The 24,139-nt window shown below is 63.0% G+C and carries 25 protein-coding genes; 22 read left to right on the forward strand and 3 right to left on the reverse strand.

The genetic code is table 11. From position 1 onward, the window contains the following. Positions 1-152: 152 nt before the first annotated feature. Complete coding sequence (locus WFP78_RS07470) at positions 153-425, reverse strand: hypothetical protein (RefSeq protein ID WP_275489386.1); 273 nt, start codon at positions 423-425, stop codon at positions 153-155. A gap of 312 nt (positions 426-737) precedes the next feature. Continuing rightward, positions 738-1,154 (reverse strand): helix-turn-helix domain-containing protein, encoded by a 417-nt coding sequence (locus WFP78_RS07475; protein ID WP_275489385.1) that lies wholly within the window; start codon positions 1,152-1,154, stop codon positions 738-740. A 445-nt stretch (positions 1,155-1,599) separates the two neighbouring features. Between WFP78_RS07475 and WFP78_RS07480 the strand changes: the two genes are divergently transcribed. The 22 genes from WFP78_RS07480 to WFP78_RS07585 all read left to right on the forward strand — a co-directional run bounded on the left by WFP78_RS07480 (position 1,600) and on the right by WFP78_RS07585 (position 23,553). Beyond that, the gene (locus tag WFP78_RS07480; RefSeq protein ID WP_275489384.1) at positions 1,600-1,893 is read left to right on the forward strand and encodes a hypothetical protein; all 294 of its coding nucleotides are present in this window, start codon (positions 1,600-1,602) and stop codon (positions 1,891-1,893) included. After that, the gene (locus WFP78_RS07485; protein ID WP_275489383.1) at positions 1,880-2,650 is read left to right on the forward strand and encodes a DsbC family protein; all 771 of its coding nucleotides are present in this window, start codon (positions 1,880-1,882) and stop codon (positions 2,648-2,650) included. Before WFP78_RS07480 ends, WFP78_RS07485 begins: the two co-directional genes overlap by 14 nt. Positions 2,651-2,842: 192 nt before the next feature. Then, a complete protein-coding gene (locus WFP78_RS07490; RefSeq protein ID WP_004211690.1) occupies positions 2,843-3,157 on the forward strand; it encodes a hypothetical protein in 315 nt (104 codons plus the stop codon). Positions 3,158-3,291: 134 nt separating this feature from the next. Beyond that, a complete protein-coding gene (locus WFP78_RS07495; protein WP_004211689.1) occupies positions 3,292-3,558 on the forward strand; it encodes a type IV conjugative transfer system protein TraL in 267 nt (88 codons plus the stop codon). Positions 3,559-3,567: 9 nt separating this feature from the next. Continuing rightward, positions 3,568-4,206 (forward strand): TraE/TraK family type IV conjugative transfer system protein, encoded by a 639-nt coding sequence (locus tag WFP78_RS07500; protein WP_275489382.1) that lies wholly within the window; start codon positions 3,568-3,570, stop codon positions 4,204-4,206. Then, positions 4,190-4,948 (forward strand): type-F conjugative transfer system secretin TraK, encoded by a 759-nt coding sequence (locus WFP78_RS07505; protein ID WP_004211687.1) that lies wholly within the window; start codon positions 4,190-4,192, stop codon positions 4,946-4,948. The genes WFP78_RS07500 and WFP78_RS07505 overlap by 17 nt, the downstream gene beginning before the upstream one ends. Continuing rightward, on the forward strand, positions 4,945-6,252 hold the full coding sequence (locus WFP78_RS07510; protein WP_275489381.1) for a TraB/VirB10 family protein: 1,308 nt from the start codon (positions 4,945-4,947) through the stop codon (positions 6,250-6,252). The genes WFP78_RS07505 and WFP78_RS07510 overlap by 4 nt, the downstream gene beginning before the upstream one ends. A 35-nt stretch (positions 6,253-6,287) precedes the next feature. Continuing rightward, complete coding sequence (locus WFP78_RS07515) at positions 6,288-6,863, forward strand: TraV family lipoprotein (RefSeq protein ID WP_336960294.1); 576 nt, start codon at positions 6,288-6,290, stop codon at positions 6,861-6,863. Next, positions 6,860-9,382: a TraC family protein gene (locus WFP78_RS07520; protein ID WP_168844279.1), complete on the forward strand. Its 2,523-nt coding sequence runs from the start codon at positions 6,860-6,862 to the stop codon at positions 9,380-9,382. The genes WFP78_RS07515 and WFP78_RS07520 overlap by 4 nt, the downstream gene beginning before the upstream one ends. Further along, the gene (locus tag WFP78_RS07525; protein ID WP_275489380.1) at positions 9,379-9,705 is read left to right on the forward strand and encodes a hypothetical protein; all 327 of its coding nucleotides are present in this window, start codon (positions 9,379-9,381) and stop codon (positions 9,703-9,705) included. Before WFP78_RS07520 ends, WFP78_RS07525 begins: the two co-directional genes overlap by 4 nt. Next, positions 9,702-10,130, forward strand: a complete 429-nt coding sequence (locus WFP78_RS07530; protein ID WP_275489379.1) for a hypothetical protein — start codon at positions 9,702-9,704, stop codon at positions 10,128-10,130. The genes WFP78_RS07525 and WFP78_RS07530 overlap by 4 nt, the downstream gene beginning before the upstream one ends. Beyond that, on the forward strand, positions 10,127-10,363 hold the full coding sequence (locus WFP78_RS07535; RefSeq protein ID WP_004211681.1) for a hypothetical protein: 237 nt from the start codon (positions 10,127-10,129) through the stop codon (positions 10,361-10,363). The genes WFP78_RS07530 and WFP78_RS07535 overlap by 4 nt, the downstream gene beginning before the upstream one ends. Then, positions 10,353-11,030: a conjugal transfer protein TraW gene (locus tag WFP78_RS07540; protein WP_419722932.1), complete on the forward strand. Its 678-nt coding sequence runs from the start codon at positions 10,353-10,355 to the stop codon at positions 11,028-11,030. Before WFP78_RS07535 ends, WFP78_RS07540 begins: the two co-directional genes overlap by 11 nt. Then, positions 11,027-12,043: a TraU family protein gene (locus tag WFP78_RS07545; protein ID WP_275489378.1), complete on the forward strand. Its 1,017-nt coding sequence runs from the start codon at positions 11,027-11,029 to the stop codon at positions 12,041-12,043. The genes WFP78_RS07540 and WFP78_RS07545 overlap by 4 nt, the downstream gene beginning before the upstream one ends. Positions 12,044-12,365: 322 nt before the next feature. Next, the gene (locus WFP78_RS07550) at positions 12,366-14,312 is read left to right on the forward strand and encodes a hypothetical protein (protein WP_275489377.1); all 1,947 of its coding nucleotides are present in this window, start codon (positions 12,366-12,368) and stop codon (positions 14,310-14,312) included. Continuing rightward, entirely contained in the window at positions 14,312-15,406 is a 1,095-nt protein-coding gene (gene traN, locus WFP78_RS07555; protein ID WP_275489376.1) for a conjugal transfer protein TraN, read from the forward strand. The genes WFP78_RS07550 and traN overlap by 1 nt, the downstream gene beginning before the upstream one ends. A gap of 253 nt (positions 15,407-15,659) precedes the next feature. Further along, positions 15,660-16,256, forward strand: a complete 597-nt coding sequence (locus WFP78_RS07560) for a type-F conjugative transfer system pilin assembly protein TrbC (protein ID WP_419722933.1) — start codon at positions 15,660-15,662, stop codon at positions 16,254-16,256. Then, entirely contained in the window at positions 16,228-16,824 is a 597-nt protein-coding gene (locus WFP78_RS07565; RefSeq protein WP_275489374.1) for a S26 family signal peptidase, read from the forward strand. Before WFP78_RS07560 ends, WFP78_RS07565 begins: the two co-directional genes overlap by 29 nt. Continuing rightward, the gene (locus WFP78_RS07570) at positions 16,821-17,699 is read left to right on the forward strand and encodes a conjugal transfer protein TraF (RefSeq protein ID WP_275489373.1); all 879 of its coding nucleotides are present in this window, start codon (positions 16,821-16,823) and stop codon (positions 17,697-17,699) included. The genes WFP78_RS07565 and WFP78_RS07570 overlap by 4 nt, the downstream gene beginning before the upstream one ends. Continuing rightward, the gene (locus WFP78_RS07575) at positions 17,699-18,283 is read left to right on the forward strand and encodes a hypothetical protein (protein WP_275489396.1); all 585 of its coding nucleotides are present in this window, start codon (positions 17,699-17,701) and stop codon (positions 18,281-18,283) included. Before WFP78_RS07570 ends, WFP78_RS07575 begins: the two co-directional genes overlap by 1 nt. A gap of 45 nt (positions 18,284-18,328) precedes the next feature. Then, entirely contained in the window at positions 18,329-19,750 is a 1,422-nt protein-coding gene (locus tag WFP78_RS07580; protein ID WP_168844287.1) for a conjugal transfer protein TraH, read from the forward strand. 14 nt (positions 19,751-19,764) lie between these two features. After that, entirely contained in the window at positions 19,765-23,553 is a 3,789-nt protein-coding gene (locus tag WFP78_RS07585; protein ID WP_275489372.1) for a conjugal transfer protein TraG N-terminal domain-containing protein, read from the forward strand. Here the strand turns inward: WFP78_RS07585 and WFP78_RS07590 are convergent. After that, on the reverse strand, positions 23,540-23,995 hold the full coding sequence (locus WFP78_RS07590; RefSeq protein WP_168844289.1) for a hypothetical protein: 456 nt from the start codon (positions 23,993-23,995) through the stop codon (positions 23,540-23,542). The two genes, WFP78_RS07585 and WFP78_RS07590, sit on opposite strands and share 14 nt — an antisense overlap. Positions 23,996-24,139: the final 144 nt, after the last annotated feature.

Raw genomic sequence — 24,139 nt, forward strand, 5'->3', positions numbered from 1 at the left:
CGCAGAGCATCCTTGTTTTCCGCCTCAATGGATCGGCTGACGGGCCACATGGTCCGTCTGCGCGCTGATAATCTCGCCGTCCAGATTATGCGTGAATCGCTCCGGCGCTGCGGCCGTCGGCTTGCCTCTTGATGGGACATGATGCCAGGTCGTCATTCCTCGTTCGTTGGGATGTACGGGGAATTTTCGGGTAACTGCTCCTCAGCAGACGCCTTCTCTTGTGCCCTGTCCCATTCGCCGAGCACCCGGAAGAAACCCGTCAGATTCTCCAGAATCTGACGCGCATCCTCGTTGGTGAGTTGCCTGGTTGTACGTTCCTGGAAAAGCTTCCGGGTTTTCTCCACCAACTGGTCGGAGAACCGCCTACTGTGGCGCACAGAAGGCTCGCCCGGCATGTCAACACCGCTGTTCTCTCGCCCTGTCATTGGTTCGCCTGCCCAGCCATACGGCTGAACTCCCTGGTTGCGCCAACAGTGAAGGCGAACTGTGCTGTTAGCACCTGATCGTCAGTACAAAGGAAGCCGGGGACGAGACAACGTCGATCATCGATCCGGAACGAACAGTCATATCTGTTCAGATTAGCTATATTCATGGAACGCCACCTCAAAGGCAGCGCAAGGCGATCAAGAAGCTTAGGCAGTGTAGCATTATGAATGAATGCGATGAAGGACCAAGATTGCAGTTTTGGCACCAATTGGCACAAACAGGCGCCCTGATGCCTTTTGGATGCCAGTTGATCAACGTTCGTCATGGTGACTGGAAGGCCACCATTCTGACGGCAAATCCTGCTTCAGAGAATTGACCGCCCAATCCACGATCAATTCGATGCACTTACGTTCGAGGCCCCTGATATCCTCGTAATATAAGTGCTGCGGAAAACGGATGCCGTGCGCCATAAAGAGGACCGGGAACATAATATGTCCGATCGAGTCCCCTAGCCGCAAGGTTGCGCTGATATGATCTTCCAATCGCGTACCCGGAGCACCGGCCTCTACATCCCGTAGCCATCGCGGTCCAAACCCCATCTCGTGGGCAAGTTCCGATTGCGTGACTTGTCGACGTTTACGTTCCTGCCTGACCCGCTCCCCGGCCATCTTTTTGATGACCTTGAAAGGGGACAGGTCGACGGGGGCGAATTTCTCATTTGATGACATTGCTCCGCTCTCCTCGGAAAATCTCCTGACATGATAAATTGAGGCAGGGCGTAAGGTATTCATCCGATATTTAGCAATAATAGATGGCGTTGAATTTAGAGGCACTTCACTGCCGATAAGGCAGAGAAATGCTCATTTGCTTTCGCATTGTCACTGAAGCCATCCTTTTGGTGCATTTCGTCGGATTTCGACTATTTTGACAATGCGACGCCGGCAATGGCCTACACCGGGTGATTTGAGCAAAACCGCGCCTGTAACCAACTAAATTCGTACATTTAGAACTCATTTCGGTGAGCGGTGCGGTTCCACTCCTACTGCTGTTGCAATTACTTCTGTTTCAAATCACTCAGACATCGAGCCGAAAAACACAGATCGATTCGGGTCTTCTACTTCGGGTCCACAAGTAATTCTCAAACCTGGCGCAATGCGCCGAATGGAGTCGTGCATGACGCCGATTGCCAATGCGATGACCCTTGCCTGTTGCGCCCTCGTGGTCACGACATCCACACAGGCGGGAACTGACGGCAGCGCACCGCTAAACCTGGAAGGTCAGCGGACCATCGTTCCGACGATGAGCGGCTTTGTCATCCGGGCTTCCGGCGCCGGTGGAGCCGGAAGCGCCTCCGTTCCGCCGACCCCATCCAAAATCATCCGGATCGGCGCCGACATGCATCTTGATGCGCGGCTGTTCCTGCGTCCGGCCCTTTCAACAGAGGAGAGTTCGCATGCGCGTCGCTAAGCCGGGGGCATTCGCCCTCGTCCTGCCTTTTATCCTGGTCTTCCAGAGTGCCGCCTCAGCGCAGCAAGTTGATCCTCTTGTCGTCGCGGCTCGCGAAGCCGAGAACGAGTTGAGGCAGACATTCACTAACCTGCAGTTCGAGGATTTCGGTCCGGCACCGGTCAAGGGCCCGATCTATCAGGCGAGTGCCGGCGGCCGGATCATATATTACGCGCCTGAGAGCGAGCACCTGCTCTTCGCGGCGGTTTATGATCGCAATGGCATAAACATTACCGCTCTTGCCCAGGATAGGTCTGCGCAGCGGAAGCTGGCGGCGATCGACACCAGCAAGGCCTTGGCGATCGGCCCCGCTGACGCCCCACAGGTGATCGAGTTCACCGATCCCGATTGCCCTTATTGCCGCGCGCTCGACCGGTTCTGGGCCGCGAAGGAAGCAGAGGGCAAGCCCGTCCGCCGCCTGATCATCTTTGTCTCGGGCATCCATCCGGAAGCTGCCGCCAAGGCCGAGCATATCCTCTGTTCGCCTGACAAGGAGGCTGCGTTCAAGACGGTTTACGCGGGAGCGGCTCCAGTTGAGCTCCGCAGCTGCGCGGAAGGCCGAGCCAGGGTCGACGCGGACGCGCGTGTCGTGAGCAAGGCGGGCATCACCGGCACACCTACGCTGATCGTGGGCGGAAAGATCATATCCGGCTTCCAGCAGGCCGAATTGGAAGAATTTCTGAAGACCGGGAAGGCGCTCGCCGATGCCGCGCGCTGAATGGTTCTTCACTCTCCCATCGCGGACGCTCGCGGCCGTCCTCCTGCAGCATGGCAGGACGGCACCGCGCGCACCGGAATGCCGACGGCGAGACCCGAAACGGGCCGTCCAGCCTCGCCGTCGGCCGACAGCGATCCCCATCGATGCCGGCCAGCATATTGCGGAGCGGCCCATTTTGACTGGAGCACGTGCATGTTGAAGACACTCGGAAGACAAACCGCTTCCTTCGCCAATATCGGCATTCCCCTGGCCTTCGCCGCGATGGTGAGCGGTGGCGCTCACGCTTTCACCGCGCCCGCGGTCGGCGACCTTGGTTACGACATCTATGACATCGTCGTGAACAAAGGCGTGAAGGGACCGCTCGGTTTCGTCGGCGGCGTTGCCGCGTTCTTGTTCGGCGTCTCGCGCCTGTTCAGCAACGTCATGGTCGGCATCCCGACCATCGTTGCCGCGGTCTGCCTGATCAAATCCGACACTATCCTCCAGACTTTCGGGATGGTGATCTGACGGTTTGGTTCGCCGTCCGATTACACGGATGGCGGACCTCAACAAGCCAGAGCGCTTCGGCGTGCTGGCGAGACTGCCTGTGTTGTTCAACCGCAGCTTCGCAGGGCGGTCTTGAAGCAGGAGGAGAAGGGTTCGTGGACGAACGGCTACCCCAATATCTGCACAAGCCGGTTCAAATCCTCTGGTTTGGGTCGGACGAGTTCGTGCTGGTGATGTCGACCATCTTCGTCGCCGTAATCCTCGGCGGGATGCTCGGCTGGGCGCTCATCGCGGCCCTTCTCCTTTTCATTCCCTGGCTTCGGACCAAGCCGCGTGGGTTCATCCCGCACCTGGCCTGGCGTTGGGGGCTGGTTCGCTGGTCCAAATATCCGGGTCCGACGCAGACCCGCTTTTTCGAGTGAGAACAAGCGATGTTCGGACGCAAAACCCCCGATACCCCCGCGCGAGATCCGTTGCTCGGCAAACCGGCCAGCTTCGGCATCCATCGCTACGTCCAGGGCGCCAGCAATCTCTTCGAAGAGAACCGCCTGCTGAAACTCGCCGTGGTCGGCTTGTTTGGCATCACCGCAGTGCTCGGGATGGTGATTTACACCTCCAACCAGAACACGCGCACCGTAGTTGTGCCGTTCGGTGCGGGTGGTGATCTCTATGTGACGGGCAACAGGCCGTCCGAAGCCTATCTAAGAATGATCACTCGCAACATCGTCTCGCTCTCGGGCACCTATTCGGCTTATTCCGCCGATCGGCAGTTCCAGGAACTGCTGAGCATTGTTCATCCCTCAAGCTACAATAGCCTGAGGGATGGCCTCAATCGGTTGCTCGACGAGCTGGCCGACAATCCAACCCTCTCGATCGCGACTTACATCCGCCCCGATCAGCCCGTGACATGGACCGACCGCGAAATCCTCGTGCCGGTCGAGAAGGTTCGGGTCATCGGCGGCGTGATCCGCAAGTTCCGGGGCAATCTGCGGATTCGTTACGCGATCGACAATGGCCGCTTCTGGCTCACCGCCCTGACAGAGGAAAAATTCGATGCCCAGCCCCGTTAAGCGGCTGCTGGTCCTCGGCCTTGCGCTGATGCCGCTACCGGCAATAGCGCAGACCGTCGCCGCTCTGCCCGACCAGACCAGCACGATCCGTTTGTCCAACCGCGATATCAATCATGTCGTCTGCATTGGCGGCGAGATCGAGGACGTGAAGTTCAGCGCGGAGAAGGCCATCGCTGTCGAACGCGCCGGCGCTGACGCATGGATCAAGTTCCTCGTTCGCGAGATCGATGATTCCGGCATGGTGACGCGCAGCTTCGTCACGACGCCGTCTGAGTTCTTTGTCACCTGCAACGGCGCTGTGTATCCGCTTTATGCGGAACCGTCGGATATTCCCGCGCAAACGGTCTTGTTGCAACCGGGTGCTCCCCAGCGTGCTAGGTCCAACGAAGAACTGCTTGGTCCGTTGGTGGAAGAAGAACGTGCGGTTTCGATTACGCTCGCAATGCTCCAGGATCGGATACCGGGAAGCTTCACGACGGTTGCACCACGTTCCACTGCGATCCGGCTCACCGGCCTACCCGGCGCAGCGATCGAGGAACGTCGACGTGTCGAGATAGATGGTTCGGGACTTTCAGCATCCGAATATCTGGTTTCTGTCGGCGGTGAAGCCGTCCTCGATGAGCGAAGCTTCCTAGACAGCGCGCTCGGCACAAATATCTTCGCCGTCACGCTGGATCGCAACAATCTCGCTGCAGGCGAGACTGCACGACTCATTGTCGTGCGCAGGGGAGCCGGGCAATGAGCGCGGGCGGCCCTCCCCGCGATCGCGGCTCCGATGAGCACGGCGACGAACTCGATCTCGAAAGCTATCAGGCAACTCGCCCGCAGGCTCCCGGTCTCGATCGCGGCCCGGCGCTGCTTGACTTCAAAGCACGCTGGGCGGCGCTAGGCGCCCGCCATCAGCTTCGGTTGAAGCAAGTCGGAGTCGTGGGTGCGATCGGTGTGCTGGGCCTTGGCCTATATACCGCAAGCGGTGACAAGCCCGATCAAACGGCCACGCCACCAGCTTCAAAACTCGATATGGGCGCGGGTCTCCGGGGCGACAGCCTTGAGGTGAAACTTCGCGGTGATCTGCAGAAGATTCTCGATGGCCAATCGTTGCTGGGAGACCGGGTCACCGCCATTGAGGAAGGCAAGATCGTACCCGGCGCGGGATCTCGATCCGCCTCCGGTGAATCCACGAACCCGGATCTTCCGCCTGCGCTTCCAGGTGACGTGCCCGGGTTTCCTGAACCGCCCACGAGCGGCGACATGGGGTCTGCGTCCTCCGCACCTCCGGCTCCCCCCTCCGCTCCACCTGCCCCTCCGGCACCACCGGTTGAAAAGACGGTGGGTGCGATCGGCGGCGCGACCAGTCCGGTCGCGACCGGCGATCAAGCGGGAGGTTCGAAAAAAAAGAATCGGACGATCTATTTGCCGCCTGGTTTCATGAAGGCGCGTCTTCTGACCGGGATCGACGCGCTGGCGAGCCGGGACGCGACCAGCAATCCCGAACCACTGATCGCCCGCGTGCAGGCTCCCGCCGTGCTCCCCAATGACGTGAAAGCCAATCTCTCCGGCTGCTTTGTCATTGGCAATGCGACCGGGAGCCTCGCCAAGGAGCGGGTCGAGGTACAGCTCGTGTCACTGTCCTGTGTCGACTTCGATGAACGTTCCGTGGTCGATCAGGCCGTCAAGGGGTTCTTCGTCGATGCGGACGGGAAAAAGGGCCTCTCTGGCAAGGTTGTGACGCGCGCCGGAGCGGCGCTGGCTCGCACCTTCATAGCCGGAACCATCACCGGCGTCGCCCAGACCGTCGAGAACACCGTAGGCAATGTCTCGACATCGGCCCTCGGCTCAGTGCGCAGCTTCGATGCCGGAGATGCCGCCAAAGCCGGGATTGCAGGCGGCCTGTCGCGATCCTCGGACAAGCTCACCGACTTCTTCCTCGATCTCGCCCGGCAGGCCGGCCCCATCGTTGAAGTGGGCGCCGCGAAGGAGGTCGTCGTCGTGATCCAGGAAGGCATCACACTTGAGATCAAGCCGACCGCCGGGAGCAAATTCTGATGGTCGTGCCCTCTATCCAACAGGGAGTTCAAGCCATGCGGTCATCACCGCTGCGATACCTGACACGCACCGCGTCCCTCGTCCTTCCCGTTATGGCAGCGCTTACGCTGAGCGGGTGCGCGACATTGGGATCGGTCATGTCGCCGTATTCCGAGAAATTCTCGTGCAAGAACGACGATCACGGCCAATGCATCCACCCGGACAAGGCCTATGCCGATGCGGTGGCCGGCGTGGCTTCGAAATCCGACCCCGCCGTCACACGTGACAAGGCGATGCTCCGGGGCGACAAGGGCACGCGAGGTGCAGGCAAGGCATCATCGGGTTCCTTCGCCGGCTATCGTGACAGCGTCTATCGCGAGTTGCAGGGGCTGATCGACCAGCCTGTCACGCCCATGCTCAAGCCCCCACGCTCGGTCCGCACGCTGATCCTTCCCTATGCCGACCGGCAACGACCTGATCGGCTCTACATGCCGCGCTATGTGTATTCGGTGGTCGAGCGCCCGCAATGGGTGGTCGGAGACTATCTGGTAGAACCTGTTGCGCCAGCCTCGCGCACCAGCGTCCTCGAACAGGTCCAGGACCGCCAGAACGATGCGGAGCCGCAGCCATGAGCCGGCAACACGGCGGCATGACGCTCGCAAGGCTGCGGCGGAGCGTCGAACGCGACAGCTTTTCCGACTATTTGCCGCTCGCAGCCTGGGTCGAGGAGGAACAGGCTTTCCTCACTATCGACGATGGTTGGGGCTATGCCTGGGAGCTGGTCCCCTCGGCCTATATGTTCGCGCATGTCCATGAAGCGCTGCTCGGGCTGCTCAACGTGCATTTCCCCGAAGGGACGGTGCTCCAGATCCAGAGCTTCGCCGATCCGCTGATCGACGATGCGCTCGACGCCTATCTCGACCTGAAAAGCCGCCCGGATCCGTTGATCCAGGCGTCTGCGAAACGCACCTTCGACTATCTGCGCGCCGGCACTGCTGGTCTCAAGGCGCTCCACGGCATCCCGGTACGCAACTTTCGCACCTTCCTGTCGGTCAAGATGCGCCAGCCCATGGACAGCGACCTCAAGCGCCAGATCGAAGAGCAGATGGCGAAGCTTGGCATTCGATCGATGGCGCCGGGTGAGATCATCTCTCTTTACCGACGGATATTCAATGGCGTCCATGTGCCGGCACCTGGCGTGTTCACGCAGACCGCTGATGTGCCTCTCCGCCGCCAGATCATCGATGCGGGACCAGCGCTGACTTTCGATGGGCCGGAGGTATTCCTCGGCAATCAGGTCGCCCGTTGCCTGACGCCAAAATCGCCGCCGCGTCGGATCACGGCCGAGCGCGCCAATCGGCTGACCGGCGGCATGCGCGGCAGCAGCGAAGACAGCGACCAGATCGGTGGGCCGTTTCTCTACACGCTGAATGTCCTGTTCGATCATTCTGCTTTTGAGGTTCACAAGCGCGCGCAGATCCTCTCGGCGCAGAAAGCGGCGGGCAGCTTTGCCGTCGAGGTCGGCAAGCAGATCGAGGAGATCGGCTGGGTTCTCGACGAGATCGGCAACAGCCGCTTCGTCTCGGTGATCCCGACCATGTGGGTGTTCGGCAGCGATCGGCATCAGGCCCGCGAGATGGCGGCCCGCGCAAAGCGGTTGTGGGAAAGCGAGCCACTGCCCTGGATGGTCCAGGAGGAAAGCTACCTCAACCCGATCCTGCTCGCCGCAAGCCTGCCGTTCGGACTTTATCCTGACCGGCGCACCATTGGCATGCTCCAGCGCGATTTCCGCGTGCCGGCGCGCGCCGCCGTGCTGATGTCACCGATCCAGACCGATTTCCGCGGAGGTGGACGCCCTGCCCTTCTCTATACGGGACGCAAGGGGCAACTCATCACGCTCGACCTCTTCGACCCGCGCATCAACAACTACAATTTCATCGTCTCAGCGGAATCAGGCGCAGGAAAGAGCTTCCTGCTCAACAACCTCTGCCAGCAATATTTCGCGCAGAACGCGCTCATCCGTATCATCGATATCGGCGGGTCATACCGCAAGCTCTGCACGCTCTGCTCGGGCCGATACATCGATCTCGGCGAAGAGCATCTCGTGCTCAACCCGTTCGACCTCGGTCTCGCGATGGACGGCGATGACCGCGAATCCGCGATCTCGATGGCGGTCGCCATCGTCGCGGAGATGGCGAACGCCGCCACCCGCAAGCCGGTCACCACCAGCGAATGGAACCTGCTCAAGTCGGCCGTGCAATGGGCGATCGACAGCGGCCGCGCCGAAGCCGGGATCGATGCGGTGCGCGAATGGCTCGGCGCCTATCCCGCGAACACCGCCTCAGACCTGGACCGGGTGGATCACCTGGTGCCGACCGCGCGCGAGCTGGCGTTCAACTTGCGCGATTTCGGGTCGGACGGCGCCTATGGCCATTATTTCAACGGCCCTTCCACCTTCGACATCTCGCGCGACGAATTTGTCGTGCTGGAGCTGGAGCGGCTCAAGTCGATGCCCGACTTGTTCAACGTGGTGATCATGGTCGTGATCAACGCGGTTACACAGGAACTCTACCTGTCAGCCCGCGACCGCCCCCGCTTCGTGTTGTGCGACGAGGCGGCGCAGTTCATGACGCGCCAGGAGGGCCAGGATCTGTCGCGGCTCGCCGAAGCGATCAGCCAGGGATATCGCCGGGCGCGCAAGTATCGCGGCAGCTTCGGGATCATTCTCCAGAGCATGAACGATCTGCTGCTGTTCGGCGGCACCGGTCAGGTGATCCTCGAAAATGCGGCAACGCGCTTCCTTTTGCAGGGATCGACCTACGACAAGGCGGTCGAGAACCGCATCCTCGACTATTCGGGGTTCGTCCTCGATCTCCTGAAATCGGTCCGCAACAACAAGCCCAATTATAGCGAAGTCTTCATCGACAGTCCGCTCGGGCTCGGCATCGCTCGCCTCGTCGTCGACCCTTTTTCGTATTGGATCAACACCAGCGCGCCTGAAGAGGTCGCGGCCTTCGACAGCCTGGTGCGCGCAGGGCTCACGCCGCTCGAAGCCGTGTGCCAATTGGCCGGCGTCGACCCCGCCGAGATATTCGGAGGTGCGGAGCAGCCGGAACGCACCGTCGACGTGAAGCGGAGCGTAAGGTCATGAAGCGCCATTCCGTATCTCCAGATCAGTTGCCTCTGCGTCTCGTCGATAACACCGACGCTGAACTGGAACGCATCATCGAGGCGCGCGTCGCCGAGCGGGCCGAGGTCCAGGCGATCCAATGGCGCTTCCGCCTCGTCATTATCGAATCTGTGATGATGGCAACATTGGTGCTCGCAGCCGGCATCGCGCTCGACCTGCCGATGTCGAAAACGCTGACCGGCGCCGCCACCGTCGGGATCGGCTGCTTCCTCACCGGGCTGATGCTGATCGGCCTCACCGGCGCAGCCAGTCGCCTTCTCGCAAAGCTCAGGAGGAAATCATGAGCCAGGAGCCCTTCACCTATAATTCGGACGCGCATCTGACCGAGGTCCCGCGTGAGCCCGACGAAAGCCTGCACGAGTATCTGGTTCGGGCCAACCGCACGTTGGTCAACCGAGTCCGGATGCTGGCAAGGGCGCGCGATGTGTCCGACTACATCCTGAACATGGACCGCGCCTCATGGCGGCAGGACAGGATCATGCTGACCCTGGCCGGACCGCTGATCGGTGCGGCCGCCTATGTCGGCCTCGTGCGCGCTGGCGTAACCGAGTTCGCCAGGTTCGAATTCATTGCCGGGGTGGTCGCTGTCGCCGGGATCACCGGCGGTCCGTTCGTGCTCGCCTTGGCGACGTTCGGGCCGAAGGTCACGAACTGGCTCCTCTCGCACCGGTCGCGCTGCGCCATGCTTCCCATGCGGAGGCGGCGATGAACGGCATCTTCTCCGCCGCGCCCTGCCAGTCGTCGATCCGCCTGCTGGTCGGCACGCATCTGATCCTGCTGGTCCAGGCCTTCCTGCTGATCTGGTCCGGCGCCGACCTCGATGGCACGCGCCCGCTCATCTGGCTCGCACTGCTCGTCGGCACGACCGGTCTTTGCTGCGCCGTCTGGGGCGAGAGCCGCAACCCGCCGCCAAACTGGAGGGAACGCCGCCGTGGACGATAATGGCTTTCCCCAAGGCTGGCACGTTGTCGCGATCCAGTCCGCGCTGATCGGCGCGATGATCGTCGGTGCCCTGATCCTCGCCGGATCAGCGCAAGCCGAGACATCCAATGTCGGCCGGACCTGGCCGATCGCCGAGCCCGACGCGATGGCCGAGATCGAGGCGGCTGTGGCGCGCCAGCCAGCAAGCATTGCGCCGCGCTTCGGCCCGCGCTCGGGGTGGAGCGCGCTCAAGGGCGCCATGCTCGGCACCGCCAAGGCGGACCGCGTGCGCAGCGTCGTTCCCTTCTACACGCTCGATCAGGAAATCCGGCTGCCGGACGGGAAGATCCTCTATCCTAAAGGCTTCACCTTCAACCCGCTGACCTATGTGTCGCTGCCGCAGCGCCTCGTCATCGTCCATCCGCGTGATCTTGGCTGGGCGCTGAAGACGGCCGCGTTCACCGACTGGATCCTTCTGACCGGCAGCGGCGACAGTCAGGATGATGCGCTGTCACTCGGCGAACGCCACGGCCGCGCGCTGTTCATCCTCGAGGAGCGGGTCAAGGACCGGCTCGGCCTCACCGTCGCCCCCGTCATCGTCCGCCAGGCCGGCCAACGCCTCGAACTCACCGAAGTCCATCTGGAGCGCAAGGGAGGCCAAGGTCTTCCCCAGGAGAAACGGCCATGACCCGTATCGCATCCGCGCTGCGCGCCGGAGCTGCGGCGCTCGCGCTGGCGCTGCTCATGCCAGCGGCCCCGGCCCATGCCTCGAAGTGCGAGGCGGGCACGATCTTCAATCCGATCACCAAGGTCCGCTGGAACTGCATCTTCCCGATCACCATCGGCGGCGTGCGGGTCGGCAGCTTCGACAAGCTCGACAAGGCGCTCGACGCACAATCGGCCTCCAAACCCTTATGCGCCTGCCGCAAGGGCGCGACCTTCTGGTTCGGGGTCAAGGTCAGCTTCTGGTCGCCCAACCGCATGGTCGACGTCGTGACCGAGCCGGGCTGCATGATGGCGCTGGGCGTCGATTTGCTGCCGACCGGCGGCAAGCTCCAGGGTAGCCAGTCGTCGATCTCGGACGGCACCAACACGACCAAATTGTTCGCGCAGGCGCATTACTACATCTCGCCGGTCTGGAAGATGCTCGACATGTTCACCGACCTGCCCTGCATCGAGGATGAAGGGTTCGACGTGGCGATGATCACCGAGGTGCTGCCGACCTGGCAGTCGGGCACATTGGGCGCGATCATCCAGCCCGAGGGCATCCTGTTCGGCAACCCCGCCGCCGGTCTCGCGTGCATGGCCGACAGCGCGGCGGCCGCCGCCGGCAAGACGATCGACCCGCTTTTCTGGTGCATGGGAAGCTGGGGCGCGACCTATCCAATCGCCGGCGACATCCATATGGGTGACCGGGTCGAGGCCTGGGCCGGCCTTGCCGCGCGCACCACCTTCATGATGGGGCGCCTGGGCTTGCTCACCATCCATTCCGAGGATGGCTGCTCGCTCAAGGCGCAGCCGATCTGGACCAAGAGCCGCTACAAGCTCCAGATCATGGAGCCCGTCAAGGGCGGCAAATGCGTCAATATCGGGCGTCCGGGCGCGCTGTGGACCAGCGGCAAACATGCCCCCGGCAAAGACAATGCCCAGTTCATGCTCTTCGAAAAAGCGATCTGCTGCGCGGGGGTCTCCACGCCATGAGCAGATCGCTTCCCCCAAACCGCGCGTCCCGCGCGGGCGGCCGGTCCGCTCGTCACGGATTGCTCCCCACCGTGGTTGGGCGCGCGGCGCGAGTGGTGGCGGTTCCCCCTGCCGCCGCCACTCCACCCTTGGTCAGCGCGGCCGAATGTACCCCAGCGAAGCCGGCGACGCCCCCAACCGCCGCGCTTCCGGTTTCGGCCGCGCTGACTATTTTTGAAGGCCAGGCAGTCTTTCAGCTACTCTCGCCCGGATCCACCGCGTTCCGGGCGGGAGACGTGTTCCGCTTCGCCTATGGTTCGCGCAGCACGAAGGCGAGGCCATCATGACCTGGCGAGGCCTCCTTCTGCTGGCAACTTCGCTTGCGCTGCCGATCGCCGCGCAGGCGCAGACCATGGAGGAACGCGCCCGCACCACCGCCGAGGCCGCGCGCGAGAAGAGCGCCGACAGCGAGGCGATCCAGCAAAACTATCTGACGCCGGGCCTTGCCGGCGAGGCGATCACCACCATCGACGGGACGAAGAGCTTCAATCCGAGCCTCGCCTGCCAGACCACCGCGACCCTGCTCGAAATCCTCGCCCAGCCCGGATCGACCGGCGACATCACGGCCTTGCGCATCTCGCGCGACAAGGATCTCAATGGCGCCTTCGACCAGACGCTGACCCTGCCGATGCCGGTGTCGGGCATCTGCGCCAATGGCGTGATCGCCTGCCAGCCCGGCACCTGGAACCAGTGCCGCAGCTACAGATGGGACGTCTCCGCCGCAGGCGATCTCAAGCTCGCGCAAGTCGACCTGACCGCGCTCGCGGGCTGCTACTGCGTCAACAATAGCTGCGGCAGCAACCTCGTCTGGGGCAATATGGCCGCGACCCTCAAGGACATCGGCGGCGGTGTGGTGGGCGCGCTCACCAGCGCCGACCCGCGCATCGGCGTCGCCCAGGCGGCGATCGACGGGCCGATCATCCGCTATACCGGCGCACAGTCCACCGCCTGCGCTCCCAATCCCTCGCTCGCCCAGACAGTCTATCGCGCCAATCCCGCCCAGATCCAGGGCGATGCCGCGTCGGTCGCGGCCGGCAACAGCGTGTTCCAGGCATTGAAGGGCTCGCCCGCCGGCATGGGCAAGGCCGAGCAGATTCGCGCCTGTACGATCCGGCGCGAGGTGAAGCTCGAGGCCGTGACAGCCGACGGCATCATCGCGCGGACATCGGGCGGCTATGCGACCTATGCCGATACGCCCGAGACCCGCGCGTTCCTGCTGGGATCGCCGCGCGACGACAGCCTGAGCGGCGGAAGCTGCCGCATCCATGATTTCCGGATGACGCTTGATGTGGGCGATCCCGATCGCCTCGTCTCGGCGCGGCTCTCGCAGATCCTGTTCGACGACTGGGTGCAGGTCCGCGTTGATGGCGTGCTCGTCCATGCCGATCCGGGCAGTTGGACCGGAGCCGGCCTGCCGCCGGGCAAATGCGAGCGTGGCCGGACCTGGTATGCCTATCCTAATCTCGACCTGAAGCCCTACCTCACCAAAGGCGCGCACGAGATCTGGGTGCGGGTCGCGGTCGGCGGCGAAGGCGAGGTGTCGGCGCGGATCGATGCTACGCTCGATCTGAGTTGCAATCCGACCGAACGGCTTATCGATATGTGCGCCGGCTATGCCGCCGACGCCAATTGCCAGCTTCACGATGAGACTGTCGACGGCGTCCAGACTTTCCGCAATGGCGTCGGCACCGGCCTGACGCCGCTGCCGCAGACCCGGCTGTTCGAGAGCGGCGCCTGTTCGCTGAGCCTCGTGCGTGCCTGGTTCGAGCGCGACCGGCGCTATCGCTGCACCATCGACACCGGCGTGCTGCCGCAGCCCGATCTCAGCCGCGGTGCCTATATCATCGACCATTCGACCGAGACGCTGCTGGCCGACCGGGTCCTGACCAAAGATGGCGGCTATGCCACCTCGTCCCGCGCGTTTTCGCTGCCCGATCGCGGCTCGGTCGCGGCTTGCGAGCCGATCTGCAAGACCCGCGCGCCCAAGGCCAACACCGGGGTCGCGCCCGACGGCGTAGTCGGCGCGCGCCAGAACGCGCCCACAGGCTGGGACACTTTCTATCATGCCTGCACCCGTTCCAGCGCCAGCGCCGACGTCTGCCCGGTGGGCGATGGCGAGGAGCAGGTCTCGGACTGCGGCTGCCTCGACGATTTTCCCGAGGCGATCGTCATGATGCAGACGGTGCGGCTCGGCGGCGCGGACATGATCTGCACCTCGGAGTCCCGCTGATGCGCCGAACCTTCATACCCTTCATAGCCGCGCTCTTCGCGGCCCTGGCCATGGTGATGCCCGCCGCGCCCGCGCTGGCGCAGACCACGCAGATTTGCGCGGCGGACCTCAACGGCAATGGCGATGCCGACGATCCCGGCGAGACGGCGGCCTGCGAGATCACCTCGCTAGGGCAACATCAATGTCCCCTGCAGAAGGTCTCGTGCGTCCAGCAACAGGACGGCGCCTATAGCTGTCCGCTGGGCGAGCAGTTCGCCTGCCTGCCGCAGGATGGCGGCCCCGCCTGTTCGCCCAACCAGTGCGCAGATCTCACCATCACTCCGATCGAGGATGAGCCGGTGCCCGACGATCCGGGCGTTCCGGCCGATGGCGCGGTCGATGCCGATGGCGCGTGCCTCGGCAATATCGAGATATTCTCCGGGCGCGCGGCGCGCTGCCGCCCGGCGGGGCTTCGCACCACCTTCTCCAATTGCTGCAAGGACAAGGGGAAGATCGTCAAGGACGGCATGGGCGGCTCGATCTCGTCGATCGGCACCAAGATCGCCGTCGCCAAGGGCGTGTTCACCGGCATGAAGGCGGCGTTCACCGCGTTCAAGGCCGGCGCCACCGCCGGACAGGCCGCGAGCGCGGGCGCCAACGCGATCATCGTCGGCATCGATCCGACCTCGATCGCGATCAGCCTCGCCATCAACTTCATGATGGATTTCCTGCTCTCGGGCTGTGACCAGCAGGACATGGAAGTCGGCATGCTGCGCGGCTCGGGGATGTGCCACGAGGTCGGCAGCTATTGCAGCTCGAAGATCCTCGGCATCTGCGTCCAGAAGGCGCGCGGCCATTGCTGTTTCAATACCAAGCTCGGCCGCATCATCCAGGAACAGGGCCGCCCGCAGCTCAAGAGCTTCAACGGACTTGGCTGGGGCACGCCCAAGCAGCCCTATTGCCGCGGCTTCACGCCGGAAGAGTTCCAGGCGCTGGATTTCTCCAAAATGGACCTTTCCGAATATTACTCCGAGATCGAGGCCCGCGCGCAAGACCACATCCAGATCGACATGAAGGACAAGATCGATGCCTATATGCGGGTTATCGAGAAGTAGCGCGCGCCGTCTGGCCGCCGTACTCGCGATGCTGGCCTCCGCGTCCGCTTTGGCGCAGGACAGTCCGCGTCCGGACAACGCACGCGATCGCGCTGCCGCCGAGGGCGATGCTGCGTTCGAAAGGCTCGAACGCGCATCGGCTGCGCGGAAGAAGGAGGCGGAGACCAGCGGGCCGACCGCGCTTCCAACCCCATCGGAAGAATTGCGCCGCCGCGCGTTCCACGGTCTGCGCGGCCGCGTTCAAGATACAGAGATGGATACGCGCGCTCGCACCGCGCTCGACCAGGGCAAGGACGCGATGGCGACCGAGCGCGAAGCGATGGCGCGGCGGCTCGGCCAGGCTCTGGGACTGGAAGCGCCCGACATGGACGCCGTCGCCGGGGTGACGAAGCCCGTGTCCGCGAAAGGCTGGGTGCCGGTGCTGTTCGTTTCGTCCTCGATGCCGGTGACGACGCTGCGCACCTATGCCGCGCAGCTCGAGAAGGCGCGCGGCATCCTCGCCTTCCGGGGCATGCCGGGCGGTCTGACCAAGGTTGCGCCCATGGCCAAGCTCTCGGCCGAGATCCTGCGGCTCGATCCTGGCTGCGAGGGCCCGGCCTGCCCGATGCGCGATGTGCAGTTGATCGTCGATCCGCTCATCTTCCGCCAGCACGGCGTCGCCCGCGTCCCCGCGCTCGCGATGGTGCCGGGCGATCCGGCGCTGCCCTATTGCGAGCGGGAGGATGACAGCCCGCGCGCCGCGCACATCGTCTATGGCGACGCGGCGCTTTCCGGATTGCTCGAAGAATATGCCCGCCTCGGCGGCAAAAAGGAGGTGCGCGATGCTCAGGCTCGCCTACAGGGCCGCTAAAGCCGGATGGGCCGAGCTCAAGATACTACCGCTCAAGGCAGCGGTAGCGCTTGGCAGTTCGGGACTTGGCCAGCCACCGCGCCCGGAACAGCTTTGGAAGGCCTTTGGCATCGTCCTGCCCATCGGGCTTTTGACGTTCTGGGCGTTGCCCCAGGTGACGATCGTCATGAGTCCTTCGGTTGAGGCTTATCTGATCCGCAAAGCGGCGGGGCCGATCGCGCGCGGCGATCTCGTCTCGTTCACCCTGTCGCACCCGCTCGCCGGTCCCAAGCCGGTGATCGTCACCAAATATGCACTCTGCCTGCCGGGCGACCGCATCTCGATGATCGAGAAACCCTCGATGACGCCCGGTAAATGGGATGGCTGGTATTATTGCAACGAGCACCTGCTGGGCGTGAGCAAGCCCTATGGTCACAATGGGCAGGAATTGGATCACTGGCAGCCCGATAATGGGCAGATCCTGCCCGGCACCATCTTCGTCGGCTCCTCGCATGTCAGCGGGTTCGACAGCCGCTATTATGGCCCGGTCGAGATCGATCGCCTGCGCCGGATGGAGAAGCTGCTGTGAAGCGGTTCGCGCTCAGCCTCGCCGCGATCGCCATGGTCTCGGCTCCCGCCGCGCAAGCGCAGCAGCGCGACGAGCGCCGCACCGGCTATTGGTGGTATCAGACGCCGCCCAAGCCCGCCGAGGAACCCGACGATTCCGACGCGCTGGTCAAGCCGGCCATCCCCCCGATGGCGGAGCTGGCGACATGGACGCCGCCGAAGATTCGAAAGCTGATCGAGCAGCAGCGCGATTATGCCGCGACCGTGCTCACCATCGATGCGGTCGCCGACTTCTGGCGGTTGCAGGACTTCGCCCGGCGTAAGGCCCGCGCCTTTGCCGGTGTCACCCAGATCGCCATGCTCCAGCATCCAGAACTCAACGCCAAGTCAGCCAATCCCATGGTCGGCGATGCGCGCGACCAACTATCGGCGCAAAAGGACCAGGTCCGTCGCCAATATCTGCGCTCCCGCGCCAACGAGTTCGCGCTCGTCATGTTCTCGCGCTCGACCTGCGGATATTGCCGCGTCCAATGGCCGATTGTCCAGCGTTTCCAGGAGGAGATGGGCTGGCAGGTATCCTTGCAGGATATCGATCGCAAGCCCGAGCTGGCGCAGCGGTTCGGGGTCGAGGTGACGCCAACCACGATGATCATTCGCCGGAACAGCCAGCAGCGCATGGTGATCGCCAGCGGAGTCGAGGCGTACCCGAACCTCATCCAGATGGCCTATCAGGCGGTGCGGCTGCTCGCCGGAGACATCCGCCCCGAGCAGTTCATGACCGGCGCTGGCGAGGAAGACGGATTCTTCGACGCCCTCGCCAATGGGCCGGTCTCGGCTACCGATCCCCGTGCATTGGGCGGCGACCTGGTTGATGTTCGTGCGGAGCCGCGGCCGTGATGCGCTCCCTCACCGTTCTGGCGCTTACTTCCCTGAATGTGGTGAGCGTGCCCGCCAACGCGCAGGCCCCAACCCGTGAGCAAGCAATGCGCGCGGCAATTCACCCGGTTGCCAGCCAAAGCGAGATGCGCGAATGGCTTGCCCGTGTGCCGGTCACGCGCGATTGGCCGCCTGATTTTGCCGAGACGCTCAAAGGTCAGGCTCCCACCCTCATCATCGAGATGAGCACGGCGCCCGGCTGCATTCCCTGCGCGGATCTCTGGACCAGGCTCGGCGCGCTCGGAGTCAGCTACCGCTGGCAGGTCCGCACGATCGGCGCACAGGAAGCGATGGTGCGTTCCGGGCGGCTCGGTCTGCCCTGGGTCGGTCATCCGGTCGCCTGGGTTCGGCCGATCGCCGACCAGGGGCGCATCATCCCAATAGCGATCGGCACCGATCATGCGCCCAATCTGGCGCGAAATCTCTATTTGGCCGCCAAGATGCTGACAGGTGTGAAACCCGCAGTCGGCGTACGCGGCATGTCGAAGTTCACCGGGATCGTGGGTGCTCCCACGCGCCCATCCGCAAACCGGGCGAGGAACTGACATGGGGGACAGTTTCCTCGCTCCATCCATCGAAAGCTGCCTGCCATGGCCACCCTGCGCCGTCTGAGCGTACGCACCCTGCCGTTTGTTGCCCTCGCTGCTCTCTCTACGCCAGCCCAAGCTCAAGGCTGGGCGGAGAGTTGGTTCGACAATGTGACCTATACCAGCCCCGGCAGCTTCGAAGACCAAACCAGGGGCTACGTGACCGCGGGTGGCATGTCGGGCCGGGTTGATGTTCACAACGATTACTTGATGAGCGTTACGCTGCCCAAGGTTAAGGCGGGCTGCGGCGGCATCGATATGTTCCTGGGCGGTATGTCGTTTCTGGACCCGGACTATCTCGTTCAGAAGCTCGAGAGCATCCTGCAGGCCGCGCCCGCCGTGGCGTTCCAGTATCTGCTGGAAACGCTCGACGAGAAGATGGGCAACATCATCTCGAAGATGGAGGCGGCGACCAATTTCCTGAACTCGATCCAGGTCAACGATTGCCGGCTCGCCAACCGCATGGTCCAGATCGCCAAGGGCGACGACAACATGTCGGGCATCATCGAGGAGATGACGGGCTACAAGTCGGTCAAGGAAGGCTTCTCCAAAAGCTATCAGCACAGTCGCGAGAAAATTCAGGCGAACGCCAATAGCCCGACCGAAGATTTGAAGGACGCGCTCGAAAATTGTCCAGCGGAGGTCACCGAGATCTTCAAGACGGGCTCTCTTCTCGCCCATGCTTCCGCACGCGTCGGCGCGTCCGACTGGGCGGGCGTGATGCGTGCCAGGGTCGGCGACGTCTACATGCGCTGGGACCCGGCCGACAAGGTGCCGATTTTCTCAGCCATTCCCGCCTGTCCGCGCCAGGATACCGAGAGCGTCGATGATTTCCTGACCGGCAAGGTCCAGTCCCGGACGCTTGCGATCCCGCCGACCGCTGCCGATTGCTCGGTCGATGGAGCCGGCAAAGGCGCGCTGATCCTCGCCCGCTCGCGGATGGACTCAATCGCGACAAAGATCCGGACCCGCAGCGCGCTGACGGCGGATGAACGGCAGTTCGTCGCCAACGTGAAGACACTGCCGATCTATCGTCTGCTGGAATGGGGCGTGCGTCAGGGCGTCGTCGACAGTGTGATCGGCGACACCGATGAACTTGTCGCGCTGACGCTCGCCTATCAGATGCTCAACGACCTCACCCGGTCGATCGACTTTGCCGTATCGAACGCGGAGCGCGGAGTGAGCGTGGCGGGCGCGAGCGACGCGGGCAACGCCAAGGTGTGCCAGACGCGCATCTTGACCAAGGGCATCGAGCAGTTGCGCGACCTGCGGGACGAAGTGCTGCGCCAGCGCGCACAGATGCGTCAGTCCTATATGGCCGCCCTCAATCAGGCGAACCTTTCAGCCAGCTATGCCGGGGTCGTTCGCCAGCGCGACCGAGACGCCCGCGATGCCGCCGGCGCTGCCGCCAACCGCAACCGCTGATCGGGATCAGCCCCATGAAACGCATCCTTCGTGCCCTGTCGGTCCTGACCGCCCTGCTCACACTGTCGTTTACGGCAACACCTGCGCTGGCGATCGACACCAGCTTCCACACCTATGACGGTTTTGCCGAGACTGTCGACGCCTTCCGCCTCGTCTCCATGATCTTCGGCGACCCGAGATATGAAACACTGGTGCTGATCGTCGCAGTGGTTGGCATTGCCCTGGGCGCGCTGCTCGCAAGCGTCAAAGGTTCTGGCATGGGCATCGTGGCCTTCGGGTTCCAGATGCTGATCGGAGTTGGGCTTTTCGTCGGGCTCGTCGCCACCACCGGCACGGTTCATATCTATGACCGGGTGCGCAATGCTTACCAACCTGTTGGCGACGTCCCGAATCTGATTGTTCTCGTTGCTGGCATGACCAACATGATGGAGCGTGCGCTGGCCGAGGTCATCGACGACAACACGACGGACCCCCATGCCAAGCTGGAATTCGGCGCGGGCGGGCATAGTTTCGATCTGTTCCTGAACGCTGCGAGCCCACGCGGTCCGATGACCGATGTATTCCTGGATTCGACGATCAAGGACTATGTGCGTCAATGCTATCCGGTGGCGCGGGTGTCGCCCGCCTACGGCGTCGATGACGATCAGCTCTTTCGCACGACAACGGACCTCCCCTCAGCCTTCGCGGCGATGGCGGGTCCAGCGACGTTCAGCACCGTTTTCACGTCCTCGGATAAGGCGGGAACGACGGTGAGTTGCAACGAGGCATGGGAGCATATCTCGACGCGGCTGTCCGAACCGGCGCTGTTCGATAATTATGTCGCACAGGTCTGCACCCGCACCGGCTATGACATCGCCAATGCTGCTCAGCTTCAGCGCTGCCGGGCCAATATTGGCGAACTCGGCGGGATGATGATGGATAACCCGGCTTCGCTTCAGCAATTCCTGACCAGCGTAATGCTTGGCAGCACAATAGGCGACGTCCTGTTTGAGGACAGTCCAGCCACGGCCGCCCGCGTCATGGCCAATCGGGCCGTTGTCTCAAGCGGCCTTGCCACCATGTCCACCGCAAACGAATGGATGCCGACCATCCGCGCCACGGTATTCGGCATCATGCTGTTCATGATGCCGGTCGCGCTGCTGTTCATCCTGACACCGATCAATCTTCGCGTCGCCAGCTTCGCGCTGGGCCTGTTTGTGTTCGTTGCCCTCTGGGGCGTGATCGACGCCGGGATCTATCAGCTGACCCTGGGTCGCGCGACCGACGTGCTGGCCGAGATGCGCGCAAACAATGTCGCGGCCAATGCATGGATGCTGGCGCCGTCTTCGGCAATGAAGGCCCTCGCGATATTTGGGTCTTTCCGTACAGCCGCGGCCGGACTTGCTGGGGCGTTCGTGTTCACAGTGTTCCGCTTCTCGGGAAATGTGTTCACGGCTTTCACCAGCGGCGCCCTCGGAGTCCAGGGCCAGGGCACTGCGGCCGCCGCGCCCCTCACGACGAGCGAAGGCTATGCCGGCGCTCTCGAGGCGCAGTCGAATGCGGCCGGCACAATGGCCCGGCGCAGCGCGACATCAAGCTTTGGCGACTTTGGCGAGCGGTCCAATTTCGGCGCCAACCGGGCCTTCGGGGCGGCAAGCAGGGTGATCGGCGAGCACGGGGGAGGCGCATCCGGAACGGCGGCATTCGGGCTAGGCGGACTCGATGCGGCACGCGAAATGGGCGGCCTCTCCCCTGCCCTCACCGGGCGGAGCCTTTCCGACCCCGCGACCGTGCGCGCAGTGCGCGACAACGCCACGACATCGGCGATCCATAATTTTGCCGAGAAAGACGCGCTCCGAAATCTGGGCACCGGCTATTTTGGCGAGGGCCAGTCCGGCGAACGCGCCTTTGCCGCCTTCGCGCAGAAGATGGTCCAGTGGCGGGCGTTCGGGGATCAACGATCCTACGACATGATGATGCAGGGCGCGCAGCGGCACTTCGAGCGCAACGGCTATGACCAGAAGGATGCCGCGCTCAAGGCCTCGACGGTGATCGCCCAGGCGTCGGCCGATCCAACCTTCGCCAAGCTCATCGCCAATACCTATGACCAGGAACAGATGCTGCGCAACGACCTCACCGGCGCGCAGGTCCAGGTCGGAGCGATGGAAGGACGGCGCGACTTCGCGGGCGACAATGTGGCACCGATCGAGCGACGGAACGTCGCAACCGAGCAGGCCCACAGGACCGGGAGCAACGAAGGGCAGCGCAACGCCGCATCTATGCTCGGCCTCCCCGTTCAGGAGACCTCCCGCCGCATCAGCTTTATCAACGCCCTCTCCGGCGAAGCCCGCTCCTCCGCCATTACCCAACTCTCCCGCGCCACCGGCCGCAATGAGGCCCAGGTGCTGCACGCATTGGAGACATACAACGCCGCCGTGCAGGTCGGCACCGCCGACGGCGCAACGGCCGAGGCAGGCCGTGAAGGCACCAGCGTCTATGGCCGCACGCGCGAGGCTGCCGGCTACGATTTCGCTGAACGCTCGGGCAAGCTCGATGCACAGCGCGAGGTCGGCCATGACGGCACACGTTCAGCCGCCCGCATCGGTGAGCAGCGTCGGCAGGCCGACAATGCCGGCTTTGCGGAGGGCGCGGCCGCGGCGGGTATGTCGGTACGTCAAGCGGCACGTCTAGATAGCTTCGTTCGCGCATTGAGCCAGGGCGTCGGCAACCAGACGGATATGGCTGAGGGTGGCGCGGCCGGCATTGCGGACCGTGCGCGCAATGAGCGGCTCACCCGGATCGTCGATAACGAGCGACTGACGCGTATGCAGCAACTGCTTGGCGAGCATGGCGTTACCATGTCGAAGCGCGAAATCGCCATGGCACAGAACGGCGACCTAAGCCTCAACCTGACGCCGGAAACTGCCGCACAGATGTGGCGCGGTGGCCTCATCAACGAAAGCCAGCTCGGTGCGATCGCCAACGGCGGACGCGCAAGGTTCAGCTTTGCGCAGAATGACGTTCTGGTCTCCAGCTCGGTCGGGTTCCAGCAATCCGGACGCAGCGATACCAGCACGCGGTTCGAGGCGGGGAAGCAGGCAGGCCCTGACACCATTGAGCATTTTCTGGGGGGCGGCGAACAGGGCCAGGCGATGATGCAGAACTGGCTCAAGGGCGGCTTCGAGATGGATCGACACGGCAATTGGCGGCTCAATCCGCAGGTAGCGGACACGCTCACACGGGATGTGCAGTCCATCATCGCACAAACTGGATGGCAGCGCGGGCTCACCCGATCCGCACAGGATCAGACCACAATGGGGACCAATGTTGGGCTTGAGCTGGGCGGTGGCATTTCCAATTCGGAAACGGAATCGGAAACCACCGGCGGTAGAGGTGGAGTGCCTCAGAAGGGGCAGAAGGCACCCCCAGGACCAACCGTTCAACAGGCGCACTCTACGAGCGGCCGTGTTGGCGCTTCAGTCGGCTTTCGAAGCAACGATGTCGGCATCACGACCGAAAATGCACAATCGTCCTTGGACATCGTCAACCACGATGTTCGCAACGCCATAGCCGCCGCCGAGCGGGCCGCTGCCCGATCCGGCCGCCCGGAAGAAGCCTTTTCGCGAGAATTGTCGGATCGCATCTTGGGACCGAATGGTATGCGCAATCGCTATCTGCACGATGCCGATGCAGGACGCGCCACGTTCGATGTTACTGGGCCGCTCACGTCGGTTGAACAGAACTCCGTTCTCCGGTCAGGCCGCTTCTCAACAGATATCGATGGAAGCTTTGGCGACGGCGATGATAGTTTCAAGAAGAGGTAATATTCGTGCCGTTATTCGCACTGGTCGGATTGCCGACATAGAGCGTCCCGGACATCGGATCATACATATCAACCGACGGGTGGGGTTGTCCCCATTGGCGACGATCCCATTCATCGCCAAACGGATCCAAATCGACATTGAGCAGCTCGGCTCCATTTCCATCGCCAGAAATAGGTCGCCTGCCCAGCACGTGCTGCGCATAGCCAACGCCCAGCACCATGAGTGCTGTCATCGGAAAGAACAAAATGTTCAGAAAGCCCGCCAGCGCGCTTTCGTAGAAAGCCGCCAACGGCAGCAACCTCGTCGATACGGCCATACCCGCCCACCAGACGGGGATCGTTGCCCACCAAATTTTGGCATACCAAGGGTGCCAGAGCCAATCCGCCAGCTTTTGCTGCGGCAAGTTCACGCCATGTTCGTCGATGTTGATGGCAGCATTCATCAAACTTGTCCTCAGAATTGGACTATAGCAGAAAATGTGGCGGTGTTCCATCCTTCGCGAACAGATACGGAGAGCACCTCAAGCGTGAGGTTCGGTTCTGGCTCCAGTTGTGTGAATCGAACTTGCAGTCAATTGCCTTATGTT

The organism is Sphingobium aquiterrae, assembly GCF_037154135.1.
GTDB classification, from domain to species: Bacteria; Pseudomonadota; Alphaproteobacteria; order Sphingomonadales; family Sphingomonadaceae; genus Sphingobium; species Sphingobium aquiterrae.